At 45.8% G+C, this 26,170-nt stretch carries 10 protein-coding genes; 9 read left to right on the top strand and 1 reads right to left on the bottom strand.

Annotated elements, in window-relative coordinates; translation table 11 throughout:
- Nucleotides 1–206 precede the first annotated feature (206 nt).
- Nucleotides 207–14,933 carry a SpaA isopeptide-forming pilin-related protein gene (locus LKD71_RS00655; protein WP_227613958.1) on the top strand — a complete coding sequence of 4,909 codons (14,727 nt, stop codon included), beginning with the start codon at nucleotides 207–209 and terminating at the stop codon, nucleotides 14,931–14,933.
- Nucleotides 14,934–14,999: 66 nt separating this feature from the next.
- On the opposite strand, the gene LKD71_RS00660 is transcribed toward LKD71_RS00655, so the two are convergent.
- Nucleotides 15,000–17,258, bottom strand: a complete 2,259-nt coding sequence (locus tag LKD71_RS00660; RefSeq protein WP_227613959.1) for a glycogen/starch/alpha-glucan phosphorylase — start codon at nucleotides 17,256–17,258, stop codon at nucleotides 15,000–15,002.
- Nucleotides 17,259–17,405: 147 nt separating this feature from the next.
- On the opposite strand from LKD71_RS00660, the gene LKD71_RS00665 reads away from it, so the two are divergent.
- From LKD71_RS00665 to LKD71_RS00700, 8 genes are all read left to right on the top strand, one after another.
- Entirely contained in the window at nucleotides 17,406–18,290 is an 885-nt protein-coding gene (locus LKD71_RS00665) for a helix-turn-helix transcriptional regulator (RefSeq protein ID WP_227613960.1), read from the top strand.
- 125 nt (nucleotides 18,291–18,415) lie between these two features.
- The gene (locus LKD71_RS00670) at nucleotides 18,416–19,585 is read left to right on the top strand and encodes a galactokinase (RefSeq protein ID WP_227613961.1); all 1,170 of its coding nucleotides are present in this window, start codon (nucleotides 18,416–18,418) and stop codon (nucleotides 19,583–19,585) included.
- Nucleotides 19,586–19,621: 36 nt separating this feature from the next.
- The gene (gene galT, locus LKD71_RS00675) at nucleotides 19,622–21,136 is read left to right on the top strand and encodes a UDP-glucose--hexose-1-phosphate uridylyltransferase (RefSeq protein ID WP_227613962.1); all 1,515 of its coding nucleotides are present in this window, start codon (nucleotides 19,622–19,624) and stop codon (nucleotides 21,134–21,136) included.
- A 142-nt stretch (nucleotides 21,137–21,278) separates the two neighbouring features.
- Entirely contained in the window at nucleotides 21,279–21,935 is a 657-nt protein-coding gene (locus LKD71_RS00680; RefSeq protein WP_227613963.1) for a phosphatase PAP2 family protein, read from the top strand.
- Nucleotides 21,936–22,232: 297 nt separating this feature from the next.
- Nucleotides 22,233–22,559, top strand: coding sequence for a helix-turn-helix domain-containing protein (locus LKD71_RS00685; protein WP_227613964.1), 327 nt, complete (start codon nucleotides 22,233–22,235; stop codon nucleotides 22,557–22,559).
- 2 nt (nucleotides 22,560–22,561) lie between these two features.
- Complete coding sequence (locus LKD71_RS00690; RefSeq protein ID WP_227613965.1) at nucleotides 22,562–23,680, top strand: AAA family ATPase; 1,119 nt, start codon at nucleotides 22,562–22,564, stop codon at nucleotides 23,678–23,680.
- Entirely contained in the window at nucleotides 23,677–24,411 is a 735-nt protein-coding gene (locus LKD71_RS00695) for a DUF3226 domain-containing protein (RefSeq protein ID WP_227613966.1), read from the top strand. The genes LKD71_RS00690 and LKD71_RS00695 overlap by 4 nt, the downstream gene beginning before the upstream one ends.
- A gap of 187 nt (nucleotides 24,412–24,598) precedes the next feature.
- On the top strand, nucleotides 24,599–26,125 hold the full coding sequence (locus tag LKD71_RS00700) for an NlpC/P60 family protein (protein ID WP_227613967.1): 1,527 nt from the start codon (nucleotides 24,599–24,601) through the stop codon (nucleotides 26,123–26,125).
- Nucleotides 26,126–26,170 lie beyond the last annotated feature (45 nt).

Raw genomic sequence — 26,170 nt, forward strand, 5'->3', positions numbered from 1 at the left:
CAGGACGAAAAGAATAGAAACACACTTGGAAAAAAGGGCACATTTGTTGTACATGTACAGTACCTGGAGAATTCCACCTGGCAGGGTGAGATTGTCTGGGCAGAAAAAAATGAATCTTTGAAATTCAGAAGTGCTTTGGAACTTTTAAAAATCATGGACAGCGCTCTGGCAACAACAGAACAGGGTGAAGAGAAAGGAGAAAAGTTATGAATAACAGAAAATGGTCCAGAATTATTGCGATGCTTCTGGCTGTGATGTTGGTATTTTGCGATTCTAACGTGACATACGCTGTAGAATCCATGACGGAAGCACAGACAGAAGATCCGGCAGCGGCACAGGCAGCGGCAGATGCAGAAGCAGCAAGGCAGGCCGAAGAGGCTCAGGCTGCCGCAGAAGCAGAGGCAGCAAGGCAGGCCGCGGAAGCAGAGGCAGCAAGGCAGGCCGCAGAAGCAGAGGCAGCAAGGCAGGCCGAAGCAGCCCAGGCAGCGGAAGCAGCAAGGCAGGCCGAAGCAGCCCAGGCAGCAGAATCAGAGGCGGTAAGACAGGCAATGGAAGCGCAGGCCGCCGCAGATGCAGAAGCAGCAAGACAGGCCGAAGAGGCCCAGGCTGCAGCAGGCACAGAAGCAGCAAGACAGGCCGAAGAGACCCAGGCCGCCGCAGATGCAGAAGCAGCAAGACAGGCCGCAGAGGCCCAGGCTACAGCGGATGCAGCAACAGCAGACAGCGAGACAGAGCCGCAGACCACACCGTCTGCCACAGGAAGCCTGACTCTGAAAACAGAGGAAGCTTCCACGCAGAAGGATGGAGAGCCTGCAAAGCTGAAAGTGACTTATGAGCTCAGCGCTGACAGCAGCGTGAATGCCGTTGAAACCAGACTTTATGCCTGGAATAAAAATGCCGGTTATCCGCAGTTTAAAGACGGCAAGTTTACCGATCCTGAAACCAAACGTGAGTTTCAGCTGAAAACCGACAAAGACGGTTTGGTTTATGTGGAATACATTCTGAAGAAGGGCGAGTCTTTCACAGAAGAGTTCGAGTTCATCGATACCACACTTGAGGTGGGCACTCAGATTACCTTTGATGTGGCCATCGGCGCTAATGGCGTTGTTCCGGCGAACTGCTCCATCCAGAGCACCACTGCCAAAGTGACCTATGCGCTTCCGGATGGAAATGGAACAGCCACAGAAGTAGAAACCGAATCCAACGCTCCGGAGAGCGCTGCAGTAGAGAATACCGTGGCTTTTCAGAGTGCGGAAGGTGCGAGCGTAACGGTTGACGGCGCAGACGTAACCAATGGCACTGCTATGGCCAAAGACGGCAAGATCGTCTTCACCGTAACCCCGGCAGAGGGCTATGAAGTTACCAGTATCCTGGTAGACGGAACCATCCCTGCCAGAACCAACGATGAAACTCCGGAGACCAACGATTACATTATCGAAGGCATCCAGACTGACAGTACCGTGGTTGTGATCAGTACACAGGCGGTTGTAGTGGAAAGCGAGACTGAAAGTGAGACTGCAACAGAAGCAGCTACTGAGGTTGAATCAGAATCCGAGAGTGAGACAGAAGCAGCAGAGAGCGAAACCGTTGCTGAGACAGAGAGTGAAACCGAGACAATCGCTGAAACCGAAACGGAGAGCGAGACCGAGGCGGTTATCGAGACCGAAGCAAAGAGCAGGAAGAGGAAAGCGAAAGCCAAAGCCAAGGCGGCAGCACAGGCTGGTGAAGGAGAGAATGGAATTGCTGTTCCGAATGGGTCTGTCGACTTGACGGACTTCCTTACAAGTGCCACGATCATGACAAGCGATGGAAAACCTTATAATCCAGGCGATACCATGGCAAACAACGGCTGGTTCATTTTGAATCTGGAATTTGCAGAGAGTGGAACGAATCAGCTTCCTGTATACGATCCAGAAACAGGGCAGACGATTGTGGTTTATCAGATGCCAAAAGGTATTGCGAAACTGGATCCATCTACGAATAACCAGTTAAAAACGGAAGATAAAATCCTGGTAGGAGAATATGATGTAGAGACAGATGGCTCAATTAAGATTCGTTTCAATAAGGAAATCAATAGTTCTACTACAGCAAAAGGATGGATCACTGTACGGGCACAGTTTGACCGGAGCAATGTGGAGACAGATAAAGAATTTACAATTGATTTCGGTGGTAAAGCACAGGTAACTGTGAAACTGACAGATGGTGGTAAACTGGCTGCTAATAAGAGTGCCAGTGCCTATGATAAAGAAACAGAAACCTTTACTTTCACAATCACGCTGGATGCAGATGCGGATGTTTCTGATGCAGTAATTGCGGATAAACTGGGCAGCAGTCTGGAACTGGTGGCAGACAGTGTAGAACTGGATGGAAGCAAGAGCGGTTTTACAACAGATACGACAGCAAATCCCTTTAAAGTCACGATTCAATCTTTGAGCAAAGGTGAGCATAAACTTACTTATAAAGCAAAAATTAAAGAGGATGTTCTCCTAAATTATAATGGAGAAATTCCGGGACTGGACAACAGCGCAGAGATTACGGTGGATGATAAGGTGATCTCTGTAAAAGGAGATGCCTCCTATGAACATATCTGGTTAAATAAGTCCAATAATGGTGTAGATAAGAATACCGGAAAAACAACATGGACGATTGTTCTGAATCCGGAAGGAGATCAGCCGGTAGCTGGCTTGGTTATCCGTGACAGACTTACAGGAAAACTGAACTATGATAAGAGTCAGCCGATTCAGGTAAGTCCGAAAATCAATGGAAAGGATACCATCAGCTGGGATGAAGTCACCATGGGAAGTGACGGAAAATCCTGGTCCTATACCATGCCGGATACTGCCGGAAAAGAAGCATATACCTTTACCTATGCTACTTCAGCAGAAGAAGTCGATAAAAAGACAGATGCATACAATACGGCAACCGTAAATGGAAAATTCCCGTCTCAGTCTCATGTGACCTTAGAGCCAGGTACCGGTGATGGAATCGGAAAAATGACGAAGACTGCTGGAACAGTGGAACCGACAGAAGATGGAAAATACGTTCCCTGGGAAGCAACTCTTACGATTCCGAAAGGAACTTACAAGGATGGTGAAATTACCTATACCGATACGCTTTACGGAACTCATGAGTTTGCAGGCACTCTTTCTACTAATGCTGATAATCAGTATCTGAAAATTGAAGTGACTAAAGGAGATGGAAGCAGTCTGGATGTCAAAGTGACGAATCAGACAAAGAATTCTTTCCAGCTTTCTTTCCCGGCACTTACTCTGAAACAGGCAGAGACCGTAAAAATCAAGTATTACTCGAAAGTAAATGAAAATGGCACTCTGTCTAATGTAGGTGAGTTAAACAGCAATGGGAAGTTAAGCTCCGGTTCTGCTGATACGACGGTTCGTGATGATAACTTCCAGAAGGACGGTTCGTATGATAGCACGAGAGATACAATTACTTGGACAGTAACAGTTAATAAAGCGGGAAATAACTTTGCAAGTGGTTTAGTGACTATTAAAGATACGTTACCAGACAGTCAAGAGTATGTAGAAGGTTCTGCAACTTTGACCAAGGGTGATACAACAAGGCCATGTCGTAGAGTAAGCAAAACAGAAGAAGGAATTACAATTGAGTTTGAAATTTCAGATTCGACCACTGATGTTATTTATGTAACATATGAAACTAAGACGAAAGAAGGAGTAAATCGGGGAGAAACCATTCAAGCTAAGAATGTAGCGAAAATTTTGGTAGATGATAAAGAAGCAGGTTCCGCAGACACAACGGTAACAATCCCCAGCAATGTCTTCGATAAGGTATTGTTGAAAGATCCGGATGCCTGGACAGATAAGGATAAGAAGACAAAGGATTATGTGGCAGAGTTCGAGCTGATCATCAATGAAGGAAATGCCTCTTTGATATCAGGAAGTGAGGGCGCTGTTTATACGGTGAAGGATAAGATGTCTTCTACGATGGCGCTGGATCTGAGCAGTGTTGTTGTAAAGAATGGTGCCGGAGAGACTATTGGAAAAGACGTTGTAGCAGGTCCCTATTATACGATCCAGTATAGTGAGGCTACCCATGAATTTACTTTGGAAATTCATAATCCGGAAGCAGGTAATAATCATACCTATTATGTAACCTATAAGGCTAATGTTCAGGTGGGTTCCGGAGTTGGTGATGTCGAGTGGGACAATACTGCAGACTTTTCTGCTGGCAGTGTAAAGAAAACCAGCAGTCAGGATGGTACCGTTACAAAGACACAGACAACAGAAGGCGGAATTACCCTGGGAAAAACTTATATTAAAATTTTTAAGTATGACCGGGAAAATTCAAAGCCGCTTACTGGGGCAACTTTCGTATTGGAGCGTTATAACGAGAATTCAAAAGAATGGGATTTCATGCAGGAGGTAACTACTGTAACGACTGGAAAGGATGCAGGAATTGCATATTTTGGTCAGTCACCTGAAATTACTGATGCAGATCCCGCATTACAGCTGGATTCCGGAGTAAAATATCGTTTCTATGAGAAAACGGCCCCGGCTGGTTACCAGTTAAATTCCGAATATTACTATTTCCAGATTGCTGGTGAGAAGGAGTTTAAGGATTCCAATTATCCAGTGACACAGCTTAGCAGCGCTACCGCAGCTTTTTCAATTCCGAATATAGCAAAAATTTCTGTAAGCGCAACCAAAAGCTGGAATGATGCAGAGAACCAGGATGGCAAACGGCCGACGGAAATCACAGTAACTTTAAAGGCAAATTATCAGAACGCAAATGTAGCAGCTCCGGATGTCGTTAATGGTGAAATTGTAAGTGGCACCAATAACAGCCAGGTAAAACTGAAAGCAGATGCGTCTGGAAGCTGGGCAAATACGAAGGTTACCTGGAACAATCTGCCCAAAGTAGACAGCAATGGACAACAGATCACTTATACAGTAGAAGAAAGCTGGTTCAGCAATGAGTATTCTGCCAGCTATCAATACTCGAATGAAAAAGTGCGGGGTGTAAAAGGACAGGACGGAACGGTTACTATTACAAACACGCATACACCGGAGAAAGTTGAAAAAACTGTTACTAAGAAGTGGGATGACGCGAATGATCAGGATGGCCTGAGAAAGAATGTCAACGCATATGTATGCCTCTTTGCAGATGGCGAGCAGGTAACGAAAGATAGGGATGGAAAAACTGTAAACGCCATTCAGAAAGTAGGTACGGGTAATAACTGGAAATATACATGGTCTAATCTGCCGAAGTATAAGGACGGTAAAGAAATTACATATACCGTCAAAGAAGGTACCCTTACAGATGGCAAATTTACGGAGTTTGATGCAGACAAATTAGCTGAACTTGGATATACAAGTAAAGTTGATGACAAGACCCTGACCGTTACCAACACTCACATTCCTGCTAAAGAGAATTTAAAGGTGGTAAAAGTATGGTCTGGCAATGACGAGACAAACGATGATGGAAACCGCCCGAAATCTGTCAAAGTAAAACTCCAGAAGAGCACAGATACGAGTAAAGAGGAAAACTGGAAAGATATTCCAGGTGAGGTTGAGCTGAACGCAGACAGTTCCTGGAGTTATATCTGGAAGGATCTTCCCAGCTATGAGTCTGGCAAGAAGTTAAGCTATCGTGTAAAAGAGACCGTTCCGTCTCATTATACGGTAAGTTACGGTGAAGTACAGGAGATTGATAAAGTACCGACAATCACTGTTACGAACACCTACAAACCGACTAAGATTAAGGTCGAGGCAACCAAATACTGGAATGATGAAAATAATAAGGATGAGAAACGTCCGGAAAGCATTCAGTTCCAGCTTGAAAAGAGTTCAGATGCGAAAAAGACCTGGGAGAAGGTTGGTGATCCTCAGACTCTTAAAGGAACAGGAAACACCTGGGAAAAAGCGATCTGGTCCGATCTTCTTACCTATGAAAATGGCAAAAAGATTTATTATCGGGTTGTTGAGTTAGAGGATGAGAGCGTTAAAAATAATTATTCAACAAATTCTCCTCAGGAAGTTCCGGAAGGTGGCGGTACTGTTACTATTACCAATACACGCGCTACCGCTACGGGATTCCAGCCGGTAATTTACAAAAATTTGACTGGAAACAGAAAGCTTGTCAATGAAAAGACTTTCAGTGCAGGTGAGTTTGAATTTGTACTGAAAGACAAAGATGGAAATCCGCTTCAGACAAAGGGTGTTGATGCAGACGGTAAGGTAACTTTTGATACGATTCCTTATGAGAAGGCAGGTACATACACCTATACAATCAGCGAGGTAGTACCGACAGATAGTAAGAAAGTTCCAGGTGTTACTTATTCTACAGCAGTAGTAACAATGGAAGTAAGGGTTACACCTGATAATGCCGGAACCAAACTGGTAGCATCAGCAACGTATAATGTTTCTTCTGGAACCGGAGCCATTGTGGAGGATAAGAAGGTTACCTTTACCAATACTTACAAAGCAGGTGGCCAGAGCTCTATCAGCGGAACCAAAACAGTTGAAAACATCAAAGGTAACGTTCCAACCTTTAATTTTGCATTATATGATGAAGATGGAAAGATTGTTACTTATAAAGATACAAATGGAATTACTCAGACCTGTATAGTGTCTAACGGTGAAGATGGTAAGTTTACAATTAAAACACCTTACTATACGCAGGACGATATCAAAAATAGTCCGTATACCTATTATCTGAAAGAAGTTATTCCGGCAGATGCAACAAAGGATAATGGCTATACGTCTGGCAATTATAAGTATGACACCGCTTCTTACACGATAACCGTGGCAGTAAGTGATAAGGGAGACGGCACACTTAATGTAATTCCGAGTGTAGTCGGTGGCAGTGCAGTTAGCTTTACCAATACTTATAATGCAGAAGGTGGATTATCTATCAGTGTTCAGAAAGAAGTGGTTTCTACTACCGATGGAGAAACACAACTGGCTGTACCGACGGATAAGTCTTTTGAATTTGTTTTATATGAGGGAACGGACAGCGAGCATAGAAATGGAAAGAAAGAGGCGATTACTTCTCCAGAAAATGGAACAGTAAGTGCATTTTCAAACATTTCTTATTCAGCTGGTGATATTGGAAAGACCTTCTATTATCAGGTACGGGAGACAAAAGACCTAAATAAGAAGTGGTATAGCTACTCTACAGATTACTATAATATTGATGTCAAAGTAGAAGATGGTGGAGACGGAAAACTTTCTATTACAAAAACGATTTATAAGAATGGTTCCGAAACACCATGGAAAGTTGATAAAAGTGATGCTCCCCTGGCTTTCGTATTTACTAATAAATACGAAGCAACAGGAGCGATTCCGTTAACTCTGACAAAAACTCTGACAGGTAAAAACCTCACAGATGGCATGTTTACCTTTGAACTGTACGAAGTGGATGATTCTGGAAAAGAAACTGGTGTATATACAGTTGAAAATGGTAAGGCTGTAACGAACACAAAGACTGTTGCAGGTGAAACCGGTGTGCTTTCATCTACAGTAACTTTCCCGGAACTGACCTTTAAAGAGAATCAGTTAGGTGCGCACAAATATGTGATCAAAGAGGTTCGGAGAGCGAATGACACTTCTACAATTGATGACACAAATTACGGATATGCTTATGCAGATCCTGTAAATGTGGTAGTAACTGTCAGCGAGGGAGCAGCCGGTGCAAATGGAAGAAATGGTAACCTTACAGTAACAGCTACTTATGATGGCGAAGAAAAATGTACTCTTGAAAACAAGTACACAGCCAAAGGTAGTACGACTCTAACTGTAGATAAAATTCTTGAGGGCAGAGAGCTTAACGATGCTGCCACAAAAGATTTTACCTTTGTACTGACGCCTGCGGAAGGAACACCGGAAGCAAGTCAGACATCTGCAACGGTAGATAAGACAACTGGGCAAGCTACATTTAACCTTAAGTACTCAGAAAAGGATGCTGGTAAGACCTATACTTATACGTTAACTGAAGTAGATGGTAAAGAAGCAGGTTATCATTATGATACAACTAAGTATACAGTTATTGTGACGATTCAGGATAATGATAACGGTACTTTGACGGTAACAAAGGTTGTAAAAGATGCTGAGGGTAAGGAACTGAAAGATGATAAAGAAAACGAGAAAAATCCTTCCTTTACCAACTCTTATGAAGCAAGCAATAAACTGGAACTTACCGCAGCTAAAAATGTAATAGGTAAAGATGCAACAGGAGAGACATTTACATTTGCTCTGCTGGATGAAAACAGTACTCTTACTAAAGATGCAAATGGTAAGATTTCTGTCGAAAATGCTAAAGCGGAAAAAACGGTTACTGTTAAAGGAACAACAGGTACAATTACGTTCCCTGCAATTACCTACACGAAGAACAAAGATAAAGATGAGACGGGAACCTATACCTATCGTATCGTAGAGATTCCTGGAACAGATACGGGATATACTTATGATTCAACGGTATATACGGTGACTGTTAAAGTAAGTGATCCGGGTACCGGAAAACTTACGGTTGAGAAGACAATTTCTGGTGGAGAAGAAATTATCTTTAACAATACCTATGCAGCAAGTGGTTCCACGGTTCTGAAAGCAAAGAAAGAATTAACCGGAAGAAGTTTGGAAAATGGTCAGTTTACTTTCTTATTGAAGGATAATGATGGTAATGTAATTGATACCCAGAAGAACAGTGGTTCAGAAGTTGTTCTTGGTTCAGACAAGCTGAAATATACGCATGAGGATATCGGAAATACATACCGTTATACTATGGAAGAAGTTTTAGATGCAGATATGGCAGAGAAAGGATACGAATTCTCTAAGATTGTTTATACTGCGTTCGTAACGATCAAAGACGGTAAGAACGGTTCCGTAACGCCTGAGATTAAATACTATAAAGGTAACCTTTCTGCTGACGAAGCAAAAACAGCAACAGAAGTAAAACCGGAAAATGTAGTATTTGAAAACGCCTATACAGCAAATGGTTCTATTACCTTAAATGGAATCAAGTATCTGGATCATAAGAATCTGAAAGATGATCAGTTTACCTTCCAGCTGTTGGATGAAAATCAGGAGCTGATCAAGGAAACGACGAATAAGGATGGCAAATTCTCCTTTGAGTTAGCTTATGATCAGGATTCTCTTGCTGTGAGAGATGCAGATGGAAACATCGTTGGTCATGTAGCAGTAAAAGATGGAAAAGATTTTGTTTACTATGTAAAAGAGAAAGAAGGAGATGCTTCTTATTACAACTATTGTGACTGGATGTACAGAGTCACGGTACATGTAAAGGATAATGGAGACGGCAAACTTCTTGTAACGAAGAATGTGGAACTGGCATCCGGTACAAATAGCAGCCGGGCAGATACCGATAAACTGACGTTTATCAATAAGTATACTCCGTCAGGAAGTCTGACTCTTCCGGTGGAGAAAGTATTGACTGGCCGTTCCCTTTCTGATGAAACAACTCCGAAGTTCAGCTTTGTACTGCAGGGTGATGGTCAGTACCAGAAGATTGTTAATGATAATGAAGGTAAAAATAAATTTGAAATCTCTTATAGTGAGAAAGATATTAATCAGACCTATCATTATACCGTATCTGAGGTAGACGATCACAAAGATGGTTATAGTTATGACTCTACAATTTACGATGTAACGGTTTATGTAAGAGACAATGGTGAAGGTAAGCTGATTCCGGAAGTTACCATTCATAAGAATGATGAGGAAAAAGCTTACGAAGGCGAAGGAAAGCTGAATGTTCAGAAGACCATCGTCAAAGCAGATGAGAGCGGAGAGCTTGCACCTGTTGACAAAGCAGTCTTCACCAACACCTACCGTGCAGACGGCGAGCTGACTCTGACCGCATCCAAAGCTTATGCAGAGGATGTACAGACAAGACTGCTGGCAAATCAGTATGAGTTCACTGTAACGGAGAACGGAAAAGAAGTAGCGAAGGGAACCAACGCACTGGATGGCAAGATCACCTTCAGCAAGATCAGCTACAAACTGACTCCGGACGACACCAGTGTTCTGGGTGAGCATACTTACACCGTAAAAGAGACTAAGGGTACCGATGGCGCAGTTCTCTACGACGAAGCCGAGTACACGGTAAAAGTAAAGGTAAGCGATGACGGAAGCGGAATCTTAAAGGCAGAAGTTGTCGGTGATACCAAAGAAGCAGACCTGAAGTTTGTCAATGATCTGACTAAGGTTAAGGTTTCCAAGATTGATGTAACAAATAAGACAGAATTGCCGGGAGCAAAACTGGAAATCAGAGATGCGGACGGCAAAGTCATTGATTCCTGGATCAGTGGAAGTGAGCCTCATTATATCGAAGGTATCCTGAAAGCCGGTCAGAAGTATACTCTGACTGAGACCGCAGTACCGAATGGTTACAAATATGCGGAAGAGATTACCTTTGAGGTAGGCAAAGACGGTAAGGTTCAGACCGTTACCATGAAAGACGCTCCCAGCCAGCTGACTGTATCCAAGAAGGATCTGGCAGGTACGACAGATCTTCCGGGAGCAACCTTTGAGGTACAGGATGAGAACGGTGATGTTGTAACCACCATTTACAAGGATCGTCTGGAGTGGACAACCAGTGAGAAAGAGCCGGTTAAGACCATCACCGGTCTGAAGGATGGCAGCTACAAGCTGGTTGAGACCGTAGCACCGGTTGGTTACACAATTGCAGCTCCGATCGACTTTACAGTTGAAAAAGGAATTGTCAAGAGAACCGTAGATAACAAGACAACAGAGATCAGCACGATCACTGTAAAAGACCAGACAACAGAGCTTGTCATCAGCAAGGTAGATATTGCCGATGCAGAGAAAGAACTTCCTGGAGCTGAGCTTCAGATCATGGATGCAGAAGGCAAAGCAGTTATGAAGAACATCTTTGGTGAAGAACTGAAATGGACTTCCACAAATGAAGCAAAACAGATCAAGGGTCTGCCTGTTGGAAATTATATCCTCCGCGAGACAAAAGCTCCGGAAGGCTATACCAAGGCAGCTGATGTAAGCTTTACCGTAACAGATGATATGAAACTGATCGGCCAGAAAGTTACCATGAAGGATGCAAAGACCAAGGTAACAATCAGCAAGACCGATATCACGACCAACAGCGAACTGCCTGGAGCAACGCTTCAGATCGTGAAAAAAGCAGCTGATGGTAAGGAAGAACTTGTAAAAGAGTGGACTTCCGGTAAAGAGGCAACGGTGGTTGAAGGACTGGCAGTTGGAAGTTACATTCTCCGCGAGACCGCAGCACCGGATGGCTACAACGTGGCAGCAGAGATTCCTTTCGAGATTACCGATAAGCTGGATGCAGCTCAGACGATCGTAATGGAGGATGCTCCGATCGAAGTTTCTGTCAGCAAGACAGATCTTCAGACTGGCAAGAACCTGCCTGGAGCAACACTTCAGATCATGGATGCAGAAGGCAAAACAATTGTAACCACTATTTATGGTGTAGAACTGAAATGGACTTCCGGTGAGACACCGAAGAGCATTGCAGGCCTGCCTGCCGGAGACTACATTCTCCGTGAGATTGCAGCACCGGATGGTTACACAGTAGCAGCAGATGCGAAGTTTACAGTAGAGCGTAATGTTGAAAACAAAGTTACCATGAAAGACGCTCCCAGCCAGCTGACCGTATCCAAGAAGGATCTGGCAGACCTTGCAGAGAATCTTCCGGGAGCAACCTTTGAGGTACAGGATGAGAACGGTGATGTCGTAAGAACCGTTTACAATGAGACTCTGAGATGGACCACCACAGCGGATGCACTGGTGAAGACCATCACCGGTCTGAAGGACGGTAGCTATCAGTTGGTTGAGACCAAGGCTCCGACTGGTTACACGATTGCAGATCCGATTTCCTTTACCGTTGAAAAAGGAAAGATTTACAGAAGTGTAGACGGAGAACAGGCTGAGATCGATACGATTGCCATGGAGGATCAGGCAACAGAGGTTATTATCAGCAAGACCGATATCACTACCGGAAAAGAACTGCCGGGAGCAACTCTTCAGATCCTGAAGAAAGTGAAAGCAGCAACAGATGCTGGTGAAGAAGTTGAGAAGGAAGAAACCGTAATCACTATTTACGGCGAGAAGCTGGAGTGGGTATCTGGTGAGACACCGAAAACCATTAAGGGCCTGCCCGCCGGAGAGTATATCCTTCGCGAGACCGCAGCACCGAATGGCTATACCATTGCGAAAGATGTGAAATTTACCGTTACCGATGAGCTGAAAGCAGCAGAAACGGTAGTGATGAAGAACGCACCGATCGAGGTAAATATCAGCAAGACCGATATTACAACAGACAAGGAACTGCCGGGAGCAACGCTTCAGATTCTGAAAAAAGCGGCCGCAGTTACTGATGACGGAGAAGAAACCGAGACAGAAGAAGTAGTAACGACCATCTACGGCGAGAAGCTGGAGTGGAAATCCACCGGCGAGCCGAAGAACATCAAGGGACTGCCTGCCGGAGAGTACATCCTCCGCGAGAGTGCAGCACCGGATGGCTACACGGTAGCAGCAGATGTAACCTTTACCGTTACCGACGAGCTGAAAGCGGTAGAAACCGTAGAGATGCAGGATGCACCGATTGAGACCGTGATCAGCAAGGTAGATATGGCTGATACGGCAAAAGAACTGCCGGGAGCAACCCTTCAGATTCTGAAGAAAGTGACGGCAGAGGACGGCACCACCAGCGAGGAGATCGCAGTCACCGTTTACGGTGAGAAACTGCAGTGGATTTCCGGTGAGGAAGCAAAAGAGATCAAGGGCCTGCCCGCAGGAGATTACATCCTCCGTGAGATCGCAGCACCGACCGGTTACACCATTGCAAAAGATGTAGAATTTACCGTAAGCAATGACCGAAAAGTAACAAACAAAGCAGTTATGGAGGATCAGGCAACCGAAGTGAAGATCAGCAAGGTGGATATCACCGATGCAGAGAAAGAGCTTCCGGGAGCAACCCTTCAGGTAATGGATAAATATGGAAACGAGATCGTGAAGACCGTTTACGGCGAAGAGCTGAAATGGGTATCCGGAACCGAGGCTAAGGTCATCAAGGGACTGCCGGCTGGCGAGTACACCTTAAGAGAGACCAGCGCACCGGCTGGATACAGCATCGCGAAGGATGTGAAGTTTACCATTACCGATGAGCTGAAAGCAGCAGAAACAGTAACCATGAAGGATGCAGCCATCGAAGCAACGATCAGCAAGGTGGATATCACCAATGCAGAGAAGGAGCTTCCGGGCGCAGAGCTTCAGATCATGGATACAGAAGGCAAAGAAGTTGTGAAGACCATCTTTGGTGAAGAACTGAAATGGACTTCCGCAGAAACCGCAAAACAGATCAAGGGCCTGCCCGCTGGAGAGTATATCCTCCGCGAGACCAAAGCTCCGACAGGTTTTGCAGTAGCAGCAGATGTGAAATTTACGATAAGCGATGACCTGACTGTAGAGAACAAAGTTGTCATGAAAGATGCGCCTACCGATGTGACCATCAGCAAGGTTGCTCTTACCAATGAAACCAGAGAGCTGCCGGGAGCAACTCTTCAGATTCTTGATGAGAAGGGCGAGATCGCGAAGACCGTTTACGGTGAGCAGCTGTCCTGGATTTCCGATGTGACCGCAAAAGTCATCAAAGGACTTCCGGCAGGAACTTATACCTTAAGAGAGACCGCAGCACCTGATGGATATGCCCTCGCTGAGGATGTGACCTTTACTGTAAACACAGACGGAACAACAACAAAGGTTGTCATGAAGGATGATGTGACCAGAGTTCAGATCTCCAAGATGGATGTAACGAACAACAAAGAGCTTGCAGGAGCTCATCTGGCACTGAAGGATGCTTCCGGAGAGATTATCCTGAACTGGATCTCCACCGGAGAGCCCAAGGTATTTGAAGGAAAACTGATCGCAGGTGCAGCTTACACCCTGACCGAGATTTCCGCACCGTCCGGATACAGCCTGGCAAAGGATATTACCTTTACCGTAAACAGCAACAATGAGATCCAGAAGATCGTCATGGACGATAAGGTAGCATCCGGTGATGCTTCCGTCATCGTTCAGAAACTGGTAAAATATAAAGACCAGTATAAGACGATCGATGATTACACCTTCTACACCGCTCTGTTTGCCGATGAGGCATGCACACAGCGTGTCAGCAGCGTAAAGGCACTGCGGGTACAGCAGTCCTACACCACCTCCACGATCTTCACAAATCTGGAGTATGGCACCTATTATGTGGCAGAGACCGATGAATTTGGTAATCCGATCAGCGAATCCTTCGTGATCGATTCCAATGAAATCCTGGATGGAAAGGTAAGCCTGACTCCGAAGAGTCAGATGGGCAAGAGCATGATCATCAACTATGTAAACGGAAATCTGCCGGAGAATCCGTATAACGATGGTAAGATCACGGTAAACAAACAGGTTCTGATCGGAAGCGAGCCCGGAAACGTAACTGATACCTTCTACTTTGCACTGTTCACCGATGCGGCTCATACCATCATGGCAAGTGCAGATATTCAGAAACTGGAGCTCAATGATGAGTCCAGCGGAACCGTCGTCTTCGACAGACTGCCTTACGGCGAGTATTATCTGGCAGAGACAGACGAAGATGGCGTGCCGGTTGACAGCGACTTCGGGTATACGGTAACTCTGGATGCAAGTTATTGTAAGATTTCCTCTGACAGCACAGCTGTTGAGAGAACGATAACGAACTCCAAGGCAAAAGAGCCGGATACAGAGCCGGTTACACAGCCGACGACAAGTACGACGAACCGTACGACTACGACCACCACCACGACAACGACAACAACGCCGAAGACAGGAGACGATACAAACATCGCCTTCTACCTGACTCTTATGATGATGGCAGCCCTTGTCGGAACCGGTTATGGTGTCAGAAGACGTAAGAAAAAAGAACAGAGATAAATTGTTCTGAGAAATGAAAAAGGCCACCGCGAAAGCGGTGGTCTTTTTTGTAAGAAAATATTTGCTTTATTTCAGATGCCAGATATCGCGGTTGTACTCTGCGATGGTACGGTCGGATGAGAAGAAACCGGCTTTGGCGATGTTTACGAGCATCTTCTTGGCCCAGGCGGTGCGGTCCTCGTAGTCCTTGAAAGCCTGATCCTTGGTCTTTACATAGGACTTGAAGTCAAGGAAGGTCATGAACCAGTCTTTATTCAGAAGTTCGTTATAAAGGCGGGTCAGGTGCTCCTCAGAGCCAATTGCCAGCATTTCCTCGCCTACCAGGAAGTCCACAGCTGCTTTCAGCTCCGGATCAGCCTCGTAGAAGTCTTTGGAAACGTAATCGGCTTTTGCATAGTGCTCGATGACTTCCTCACTGGATTCGCCGAAGATGTAGATGTTGTCGTCGCCTACCAGGTCGTGGATCTCCACGTTGGCTCCGTCCATGGTTCCCAGGGTAATAGCTCCGTTCAGCATGAACTTCATGTTTCCGGTTCCGCTGGCCTCTTTGGATGCCAGGGAGATCTGCTCGGAGATATCGCAGGCCGGGATCAGTTTCTCAGCCTTGGATACGTTGTAGTTCTCGACCATAACCACATGGAGGAACTTGCTGGCAACGGGATCTTTGTCGATGATATCCTGCAGGCAGAGGATGGCATGAATGATATCCTTTGCGATGATGTAAGCGGGAGCGGCCTTTGCACCGAAAATAGCGGTGATGGGGCGTTTCGGAAGCTTGCCGGCTTTGATCTCCAGATATTTATGGATCAGGTAGAGCACGTTCAGCTGCTGACGTTTGTACTCGTGCAGACGTTTAATCTGGATATCGTAGATGGAGTTGTCGTCGATCTCGATGCCCTCAGTGGTCAGGATGTAGTCTTTCAGGACTTTCTTGTTGGCCTGTTTGATCTTCAGAAGCTCGCTTAAAACCTTCTTGTCATCCTTGAATTTCAGTAGTTTCTCAAGCTCGGTGGCATCGGTCTTGTAGCCTTCGCCGATCAGGCTTGTGATGAATTTCGTCAGATCGTGGTCACAGTGCAGGAGCCAGCGGCGGAAGGTGATGCCGTTTGTCTTGTTGTTGAATTTCTCCGGATAGATCTTATAGAAGTTGTTCAGCTCATTGTTTTCCAGGATCTCCGTATGGAGGCGGGCTACGCCGTTGATGCTGAAGCCGTAATGGATATCAATGTGAGCCATGTGTACGAGGTTGTTTTTGTCAATGATGTAAACGGACTCATCGGAGTAGTTCCGGCGTACCATATCATCCAGTGCATAGATGATCGGGGTGAGCTGGGGAACGACTTTTTCCAGATATTTCATCGGCCATTTCTCCAGAGCCTCGGCCAGGATTGTGTGGTTGGTGTAAGCACAAGTACGGCTCACGATATCCATTGCCTCATGGAAGGTGATGCCCTTGATCATGAGAAGACGGATCAGCTCCGGAATGACCATGGTCGGGTGGGTATCGTTGATCTGGATTACGGCATAGTCCGGAAGGTCATGAAGATTGCTTCCGCGGGCAATACACTCATCAAGGATCAGACGGGCACCGTTGCTGACCATGAAGTACTGCTGGTAAATACGGAGCAGACGGCCATCCTCGTCGCTGTCATCGGGATAGAGGAAGAGGGTCAGGTTTTTGGCAATGTCTTCTTTATTAAAGGAGATGCCGTCGCGGACGATGGACTCGTCTACGGACTCCACATCGAAAAGGTGAAGCTTGTTGACGCGGTTGTTGTAGCCGATCACATCGATGTCGTAGAGGCGGGAGGTAACGGTGGTGCCACCAAAGGCAATGCGGTAGGTGGTGTCGGTCTTGTGAAGCCAGCTCTCTTTCTCAATCCAGGGGTTCGGGGTCTCGTTCTGGAGATGATCCTTAAATACCTGCTTGAAAAGGCCGAGATGATAGTTCAGGCCCACGCCGTCTCCCGGAAGACCAAGAGTAGCGATAGAATCCAGGAAGCAGGCTGCCAGTCGTCCTAAGCCCCCGTTTCCAAGGGAGGGTTCCGGCTCGGCTTCCTCGATCTCAGCCAGGCTCTTTCCGTTGCCCTTCAGCAGGAGAGCCACTTCATCGTAGATTCCAAGGTTGATGAGGTTATTGGAAAGAAGTTTGCCGATCAGGAACTCGGCGGAAATATAGTAGAGTTTCTTTTTGTCGTTACAGGGTGTCTCTTTTTCTTTGATCTGTTCTTTGGTGTAGCTTAAAAGCGCCAGGTAGAGCTCCTGGTTGGAACATTCGGAAATCGGTTTATTACAGGTTGTCTCGATAAATTTTTTCAACTGCATGATGATTCCTCCTACTTTTTCAGATTCCGGCAGGGCGCTGCCGTTCTACGGATGGCTCTATTATATCTGTTCCACCCGGAAAAGTCTTGCGATATCCTATTCAAATATAGTACAATCCTATCAAATAGTCAAACGGGAGAGGTGTATATGCGGGATTTTGAATACGAAACTTTCAGGGAAGACAAGAAGCATACAGAAGTAGCGTTCCCATATAATACCTATTTATGCTCGATTCCTCTTGATTTTTCCAGTGTTCCGGTACACTGGCATGAGGAGATGGAGTTCATTGTTGTGAAAAAGGGCCGGGGCCTTGTGACGCTGGACCGGGAGAGCAGGCTTTTGGAAGCGGGACAGGCGGTTATTGTTCTTCCGGGCCAGCTTCACGGCATTCGTCAGTATCAGCAGGAGCGGATGGAGTATGAAAATATCATTTTCCGGCTGGAAATGCTCCTTCCAAAAGAGGGCGATGTCTGCGGGCCGAAATTTCTGGAGCCCTACCGGGACGGGAAGCTCCTCTATCCTGCCTGGATCGATGGTTCCGCTCTTTATCATGAAGAGATGCTGGAGTGCATCCGGAAAATGGACGAGCTCTCAGAGCAGCGCCCCAGGGGCTATCCTCTGGCGGTGAAGGGCTGGCTCTTCCAGTTCTTTTTTCTTCTGTTTTCCCGGGTGGAGCCGACTCTGGCTGAGGAGGGCAGGGAAAAATCCCTGGATAAAATGAAACGCATTCTCAGGAGAATCGAAGTCGATTACGGAAAGCCCTTAAGTATCAAAGAGATGGCGGAATTTTCCGGTTTCAGCGAGTCGCATTTCATGAAATTTTTCAAAAATCATATGGGTGTGCCCTTCGTCAGCTATCTGAACGATTACCGGCTGACTCTCGCGGCACGGGCTCTGGCAGAGGGACAGGAGGACGTGCTGACAGTGGCCATGGACGTGGGTTTTTCTAATGTGTCCTATTTTAACCGGCTCTTTAAAAAGAAGTTCCGGATGACGCCTCTGGAATACCGGAAACGGGGAGAAAAAAGGTAAAATGGGACTGGTAAGAATGGTAATAAGTTGGTACAATAAAGAAGGTTAAATAAGCAGGTATTCAGGAGAAGTGATTTCACCTGTGCTATATACCAGATTAAACGATATCAATGGAGGGATTAAAAATGAAACAGGAACTGATCCAGAAGTTTAATGAGATTTATGGAGAAGGCGGAGAGCTGAAAACCTATTTTGCACCGGGTCGTGTAAACCTGATCGGTGAGCATACCGATTACAACGGCGGCCATGTATTTCCCTGCGCTCTGACCATCGGAACCTTCGGCGTTTTCCGCAAGAGAACCGACCGCACCATGCGTTTCTACTCTGTCAATTTCCCGAAGGCAGGCGTTCTGACCGGCTCTCTGGACGAGCTGAAACCGAGAAAAGAAGCTGGCTGGAGCAACTATCCGGTAGGTATGGTATGGACCTTCGGTGAAAAAGGCCATCCCATCGATACCGGTTTCGATATGCTGATCTACGGAACCATTCCCGACGCTTCCGGTCTTTCTTCCTCATCTTCCGTACATATGCTGACCGCTGTGGCTCTGCGTGACATGTATGGAGTGGAAGGCGTTTCCAACATTGACATCGCGCTTTACGGCCAGTTCGCAGAGAATAATTTCAACGGTGTCAACTGCGGTATCATGGATCAGTTCGCCATTTCCATGGGTAAAAAAGACAACGCCATCTATCTTGACACCAGCAACCTCGAGTACGAGTATGCTCCGATCAAACTGGAGGGCATGAAGATCGTCATCGCCTGCAGCAACAAGAAGCGCGGACTTGGCGATTCCAAATACAATGAGCGCCGCGCAGAGTGCGAGGAAGCTCTGGCAGAGCTCCAGAAAGTCGTTGATATCAAGGCTCTGGGCGATCTGACCGAGGAAGAGTTCGAGAAATACAAGAGCGCCATCGGAAGCGAGGTTCGTATGCGTCGTGCCCGCCATGCCGTTTACGAGAACCAGCGTACCAAACGGGCCGTAGAGGTTCTGAAAGCCGGAGATGTGGCTGAGTTCGGAAGACTGATGAACGCTTCCCATGTATCTCTCCGTGATGACTATGAAGTAACCGGAAAAGAGCTGGATACTCTGGTAGATACTGCATGGAAACAGGACGGCGTTATCGGTTCCCGTATGACCGGAGCTGGCTTCGGCGGCTGCACCGTCAGCATCCTAAAAGAGGACGCTGTGAAGAGCTTCATTGAGAACGTAGGAAAAATCTACGAGGAGAAGATCGGCTACAAGGCAGATTTCTATGTAGTAGAGATCGGCGACGGAGCAGGCATCTGGGAGTAATACAGTAAAAATAGCAGAGAAGGGAAGCGCATAGCCATGGAAAAGACCGTTTTATATGAAAATATCGACCGGCTGGTCCAGTACGGACTGACAACGGGTCTTACTTCAGAGGAAGAAGAGATTTACACCAGAAACCAGCTTTTGGAGGTCTTTGGCGAAGAGGATTATCAGGAAAATGACAAAACCGGAAAAGAAGTCCGGACAGAAGAACTGGAAGATATCCTGAAAAATCTGCTGGATTATGCGGCAGAGGCAGGAATCCTCAAGGAGAACAGCACCGTTTACCGTGATCTTTTTGACACCAGACTGATGAACTGTCTTCTGCCGAGACCGTCCCAGGTCTCCGGAAAATTCTGGGAGCTTTACAAAAAGTCTCCGGAAGAGGCCACAAATTATTATTATAAGTTTGCCCAGGACTCTGACTATATCCGCCACTATCGTATTGCCCGGGATATTCGCTGGGCTGTTCCCAGTGTGTATGGAGATATTGATATTTCCATCAATCTCTCCAAACCGGAGAAGGATCCCAAGGCCATTGCGGCTGCCAAACTGATGAAGCAGAGCAGTTATCCCAAGTGCCAGCTCTGCAAGGAAAACATGGGATATATGGGTCGGGTAAACCATCCGGCCAGACAGAATCACCGGATCATTCCGCTGAAAATCAATCAGGCAGACTGGTTTTTCCAGTATTCTCCTTATGTGTATTATAACGAGCACTGCATCGTTTTCTGCGGTGAGCATGTGCCCATGAAGATCGAGAGAGCCACCTTCGTGAAGCTCTTCGATTTCATCAAGCTGTTCCCCCATTATTTCCTGGGATCCAATGCGGATCTTCCGATCGTAGGCGGTTCGATTCTGACCCACGACCATTATCAGGGCGGAAATAATACCTTTGCCATGGCAAAAGCGCCCATGGAGCAGACTTTCACGATCCCCGGCTACGGGGATGTGGAGGCAGGCATCGTCAAATGGCCTCTGTCCGTCATCCGTATCCGCTGCAAGGACGAGACACGGCTCATCGACCTGGCAGAGCATATCCTGAATAAGTGGAGAGGCTACACCGATGAGACTGCCTTCGTTTTTGCCGAGACAGACGGCGAGCCCCACAACACCATCACTCCTATTGCCAGAAAAGTGGGCGATACCTTTGAGCTGGATCTGGCCCTCCGGAACAACATCACGACCGAGGAATATCCTCTGGGCGTTTACCATCCGCATCAGGACTGCCATCACATCAAGAAGGAGAACATCGGCCTTATCGAGGTAATGGGTCTTGCGATCCTTCCGGCCCGTCTGAAAAAGGAGATGGAGCTTCTGAAGGATTACATCCTGAACAAGAAGGATATCCGCTCCAACGCTGATATCGAAAAGCATGCGGACTGGGTGGATGAGTTCCTTCCGAATTACACGGACATCAATGAGGAAAACATTGATGATATCCTGAAAAAAGAGGTCGGAAAGGTCTTCGTCCGCGTTCTCGAGGATGCCGGCGTTTACAAGTGTACGCCGGAAGGCAGAGAAGCTTTCGGCAGATTTATTAAGACCCTGTAAGGAAAAACGAAAGAAATTAGAAAGAATCGCAAACATTTCTTAATTATAAGGAAAAGGTCTTGAATTTCAAACAGCCCCGGTGCTATAATGCATGCGAAAACGAGAAAAAATTTTGTATGAGGAATCGGGGTTGTTTATTTTTATGAGAAAAATGAATTCATCCAGATGGAAAGACGCAGGTCTGGTGTTTGCTTACATGATTTTCTATCTGTGCTTTTTTAACTATTTGGAACACCGGACGGGAGTTCAGGTACATATGCTGCAGATGCGGGCGGATTACAAGATCCCCTTCTGTGAATACTTTATTCTTCCCTATCTTCTGTGGTTCCCTTATGTGGGACTCACCGCCGCGTACTTTACTTTATTTAACGACAACCGGACAGAGTTTTATCAATTTGCTGTCTGCATGGGAATCGGAATGACGTTGTTTCTCATCGTCTCCTACATTTTCCCGAACGGACAGAACTTAAGGCCCTACACCTTTGCACGGCACAATATTTTCACGGAACTGGTAAAGGAGCTTTACAAGGTTGACACGCCCACGAATGTGATGCCAAGTCTTCATGTATTCAATTCTGTTATGTGCTGCACGGCCATCTGGGAGAGCCGTTCCCTCCGGAAAAACAAACTGGTGCGCTGGGGCTCCTGGGTACTGACCCTGCTCATCATCGCCGCCACGATGTTCCTGAAACAGCATACCATTCTGGATGTTGTGGTCGCTCTGGCTATGGCGCGGATCTGCTGGTTTTTCATGTACCGCTATAAGGTGCAGACCGTTGTAGAGTATGAAGAAGTATAGTAACTGCGAAGTTACTGAACAGTTACGAAGTATAAAAAAATAAGATGCTTTACCGCCTGGTTTGAGGAAAGCCGGGCGGTTTTTTGCTATAGTGACGAGGAAAATGCACGCACTTGTGCAAGTGCATTTGACGACTGCTAATCAGAGCAAGATTTGCATAGCGTATCTCGCTCTGTACGAAAATATGTCATGAATAACATATTTTGCGTTAAATATCAGAAAATATGTTACAAGTAACAATTTATAGTATATTTTCTGAAAAAATATGTTATACTGTGATAGGAAGGGGGCTATGTGATGAACAGTGAAGATATGAATTCTATTTTTGAACAAATAAATAATCTAAAAAAGCCTGTTTCTAAATCAGAAAAAAAAACGGTAGATACTTCAAACAATACCCTGCGAGAAATTTTAAATGGAGTTTCTGAAGAAATCCAAAGAGTTTTGGAAGAAAATAATTTTACGCAGGAAGATTTATGTCAGATCACGAGTATGTCACAATCGAACATCAGTAAAATACTAAATGGTAAAGTTGTTCCGAAAATAGAAACCTTACAGAAAATTGCATCGGCTACACACACAAGACTGGTGATAAGCTTTGAAAATTTTGAAGGGGATGATTAGCAGTGGCGTTTCTTAAATCAATAGAGATAAATCAATTCAGAGGGATTCAGCAGTTAGCAGTTTCGGATCTTTCAAATATCAATCTGATCGTAGGAGATAATAATAGCGGTAAAACTACATTTTTGGAAGCAATAGAGCTGCTGTTTGCTAAAGCTCAGTTAAATTCCATTAAAAATGTGATAAATCAAAGAACAGTACTTAATCCCAACAGCAATAGCTTTTATATTTCCTTTATTAAAATGTTTAATATGGAGCAGAGGAAAGAGCAATTAGAGTTTGATATTTGTGCAGACAGCAATGCTGGAAAGCTTGAGTTTGAACTCAGAGGTCGTGAAAGAACCGTTTCAGGTGATGAAGCACTTCCGTTATCAGGCATGTCAGCACGACAGAAAGTACAGTATAAAAGGTCGTCGGCTTATATTCCTGAAACTGTTAAAATTTTTGAAGGAAGTGTGATTACTCAAACGGGGAAGAACATAATGAAAAAGGATATCAGCTGCACGTCTTTGGATATCGGGGGTTCAGGGCCTTCTGTAAAAAAAGAAGTGTATTATATAGCATCTTTTGGACATTTGCGTTACGATCTGCTGCAAAATATTGTGAACAACCCGGATTATAAAAAACTTGCTATTGATATTTTAAGACAGTTTGATGATTCCATTGCGGATATTTGTTATACGAAAACAGATGACGGGACCTATCTGGAGACGATTATCACAAAAAATGGGGTAAATATGCCTTTTTCTGTTTATGGGGATGGCATTAAAAAAATATTGTATATTCTTAATAAGCTGTTTGATGCTGCAGATTCCATTTTATTGATTGATGAAATAGAGACTGGCCTGCATAAGAAGTATTACGATACATTGTTTCCAGTTGTGTTTGCGCTGGCAAAAAAACTGAATGTTCAGTTATTTATTACGACTCATAACATCGAGGTGATAGATGCCATTTTAAGGTACGGCGATTATGAAGAGGCTAATGCCAGCCATGATCCGATAAAGGTGATTACATTAAAAAAAGTGGATTCGGATAATGGCAGCAATATAGCTGCTCGAAATGTTACAGGGAAATACGTTCACGATAACAGAAAAGTATTTAATTTTGAGGTGCGCCTATGACAGAAATAATACTTGTAGAAGGTGTATCTGATGTACAGTTGATCAGTTATTTCCTGCAAAATGTATATGGCTGGAAGCATGAAAATGATAATAAACTTGGAGTGACTCCTATTGATGATCACGAGCACATCGAGAGCCTTTCCAAGGGCGAAAATCAGCTGATTCTGTGCGGCGTTGGCGGCAATGGCAAATTTGCAGGCTTTGTGAAAGAGTATCGGATCAATGATATGATAATTTTGCAGGATATAGATTCTCTGATGGTTGTTACAGACAGAGATGAGGATTCGGATGCAAGAATAGGAAGAGCAATCAACCATTCATTTAAAAATTTGTCGATGAAAGCCGGGCAGTGGGTGAATAACAAAATTTCGGATTCATTTGGACAGCCGAAGAGTGTTCATACATATCTTTTGATTATTCCGGTAAATGAAAAAGGGGCACTGGAAAGAGTAATCATCAATGCTTTAAAAGATATTCCGGAAGAAGCAGCTTTGATTTGGAGCGTGATCCCATTTATTGATTCCCTGAAAGATAGGATAGCTCCTGAATTAAACAAGATCAATAAGGCTAATAAAGCTACGGTCGGAACTTTTTTCAGCATTCGAAATCCGCAAAATGCCATGAGATCCTTTGGGGCTTTTATCTCAAAAATTGACTGGTCCAAATCAGAATCTCTAAAAGAATTATTCTTACCATTTATGTATTTGGGAGAGGAAAAGCCAACCCCTTAAGAGTATTTTAATTTTTTTATCAAATTTCTGACACATTGGGACGGTAAAATGCCACTTGTAACAATTTTGTAATAAATGGTTCAGAGCATCAACACAAGGAAAAGGAAGACTATGCAAATTTATTTGCAATAGGCTTGATTTTCCTTGTGGCTTGATGCTTAACTTGAAAGCAAGGAGGCATGACATCGTGATAAGAAAAAATCTGGCGAGGGCCCTGTCTTTCTGTCTGGTGACAGGGTGGATCGCCTGCCACACATCTGGCGTGACAGCTTTGGCGGCGGAGACGGACACCTCCATGACCGGAGAGCTGGCTTTTGCCCAGTGCGAGGAATATATTAACATCCGACAGGAACCCGACGAAAACAGTGAGGTTGTTGCGAAGATCTATAACGATAACGCGGCTACGATCATTTCCAAAACGGGCGACTGGTATCAGATCACTTCCGGCAACGCCTTTGGTTATGTGAAGGCGGATTATCTGGTGACAGGGGATGAGGCCTCGGCTATCGCGGAGAAGGTTCAGTATCACATCGCCCGGATTCATCCGGAGGAGCTCTATATTCGTTCTGAAAAAAGCGAGGAGAGCACGGCAGTGGGAAGCGTTCATCAGGCCGACGAGGTAGATGCAGTTTCCTATGATAATGGCGCCTGGATTCAGATCGTGGCAGATGACGGTACGGAGGGTTATATCAACGCCTACTATGCGGATTATCTCACCTGCTATCCCGTGGCAGAGACTCTGGAAGAGGAGCAGGATCGTCTGAGAAATCAGGCAGATACTTCTGAGACCGGCGAGGGCTCCGGCCAGGGTGCGATTTATGGCGTGGAGAAAGCGGCAGAGTATACGGAGCCGGTTTCCTATGACAGTGAAAGCAGCTCTGATACCGGCTCTGTGGCTGCCGGAAGCGGAAATGACGGCTATACGGAGAGCAGCGATAGCTATGACAGCGGTTATTCCGAGGAAAATACAGACACTTCGACAGCGGACGGAAGTCAGGATTATAGTACAGATACCTCCGGGGATGAAAGCTGGGACAACAGCACAGCTGAGACGGACGGAAGCTATAGCGAGCCGGATAACTCTTACACAGAGCCCGAGGCACCGGAAACGGACGCATCTTACAGTGAACCCGAGACCAGTGCTCCCGAGACCGACGCGCCTTACACGGAACCCGAGACCAGTGCCCCGGAAACCGACGCGCCGTACAGCGAGCCGGAAACTTCAGCCCCAGAGACGGACGCGCCCTACACGGAGCCGGAAACTTCAGCGCCCGAGACCGATGCGCCCTACACGGAGCCTGAAACTTCCGCTCCTGAGACAGAAGCTCCCGCAACGGAAGATACTTCCTCATCCTCAGATCTTGGTCAGCAGATCGCTTCCTACGCGGTACAGTTCGTGGGTAATCCCTATGTTTACGGCGGCACCAGCCTGACCAACGGCGCCGACTGCTCCGGTTTTGTTCAGTCTGTCTTTGCCAACTTCGGCATCGGCCTTTCCAGAACGGCGGCTTCCCAGGCCTCCGGCGGAACTTCCGTGAGCCTTGACAGCCTTCAGGCCGGCGACCTCCTCTTTTATTCCTCCAGCGGAAGCATCGACCATGTAGCCCTCTACATCGGCGGCGGACAGATCGTCCACGCAGCCAATTCCGCCAGCGGAATCATCATTTCCAACGCCTATTACTCCACTCCGGTGGCAGCGAGACGGTACTGGTAAGAGAATGAAAAACTGCTCCGTGAGACAGACCATTTTTCGAGTGGC

The organism is Fusicatenibacter faecihominis, assembly GCF_020686945.1.
Taxonomy (GTDB): domain Bacteria; phylum Bacillota; class Clostridia; order Lachnospirales; family Lachnospiraceae; genus Limivivens; species Limivivens faecihominis.

Excerpts from the sequence above, each read along its gene's own strand:
- LKD71_RS00655 (WP_227613958.1), top strand. The coding sequence starts at position 207 with ATGAATAACAGAAAATGGTCCAGAATTATTGCGATGCTTCTGGCTGTG.
- LKD71_RS00660 (WP_227613959.1), bottom strand. The coding sequence starts at position 17,258 with ATGCAGTTGAAAAAATTTATCGAGACAACCTGTAATAAACCGATTTCC.
- LKD71_RS00665 (WP_227613960.1), top strand. The coding sequence starts at position 17,406 with ATGCGGGATTTTGAATACGAAACTTTCAGGGAAGACAAGAAGCATACA.
- LKD71_RS00670 (WP_227613961.1), top strand. The coding sequence starts at position 18,416 with ATGAAACAGGAACTGATCCAGAAGTTTAATGAGATTTATGGAGAAGGC.
- galT (WP_227613962.1), top strand. The coding sequence starts at position 19,622 with ATGGAAAAGACCGTTTTATATGAAAATATCGACCGGCTGGTCCAGTAC.
- LKD71_RS00680 (WP_227613963.1), top strand. The coding sequence starts at position 21,279 with ATGAGAAAAATGAATTCATCCAGATGGAAAGACGCAGGTCTGGTGTTT.
- LKD71_RS00685 (WP_227613964.1), top strand. The coding sequence starts at position 22,233 with ATGAACAGTGAAGATATGAATTCTATTTTTGAACAAATAAATAATCTA.
- LKD71_RS00695 (WP_227613966.1), top strand. The coding sequence starts at position 23,677 with ATGACAGAAATAATACTTGTAGAAGGTGTATCTGATGTACAGTTGATC.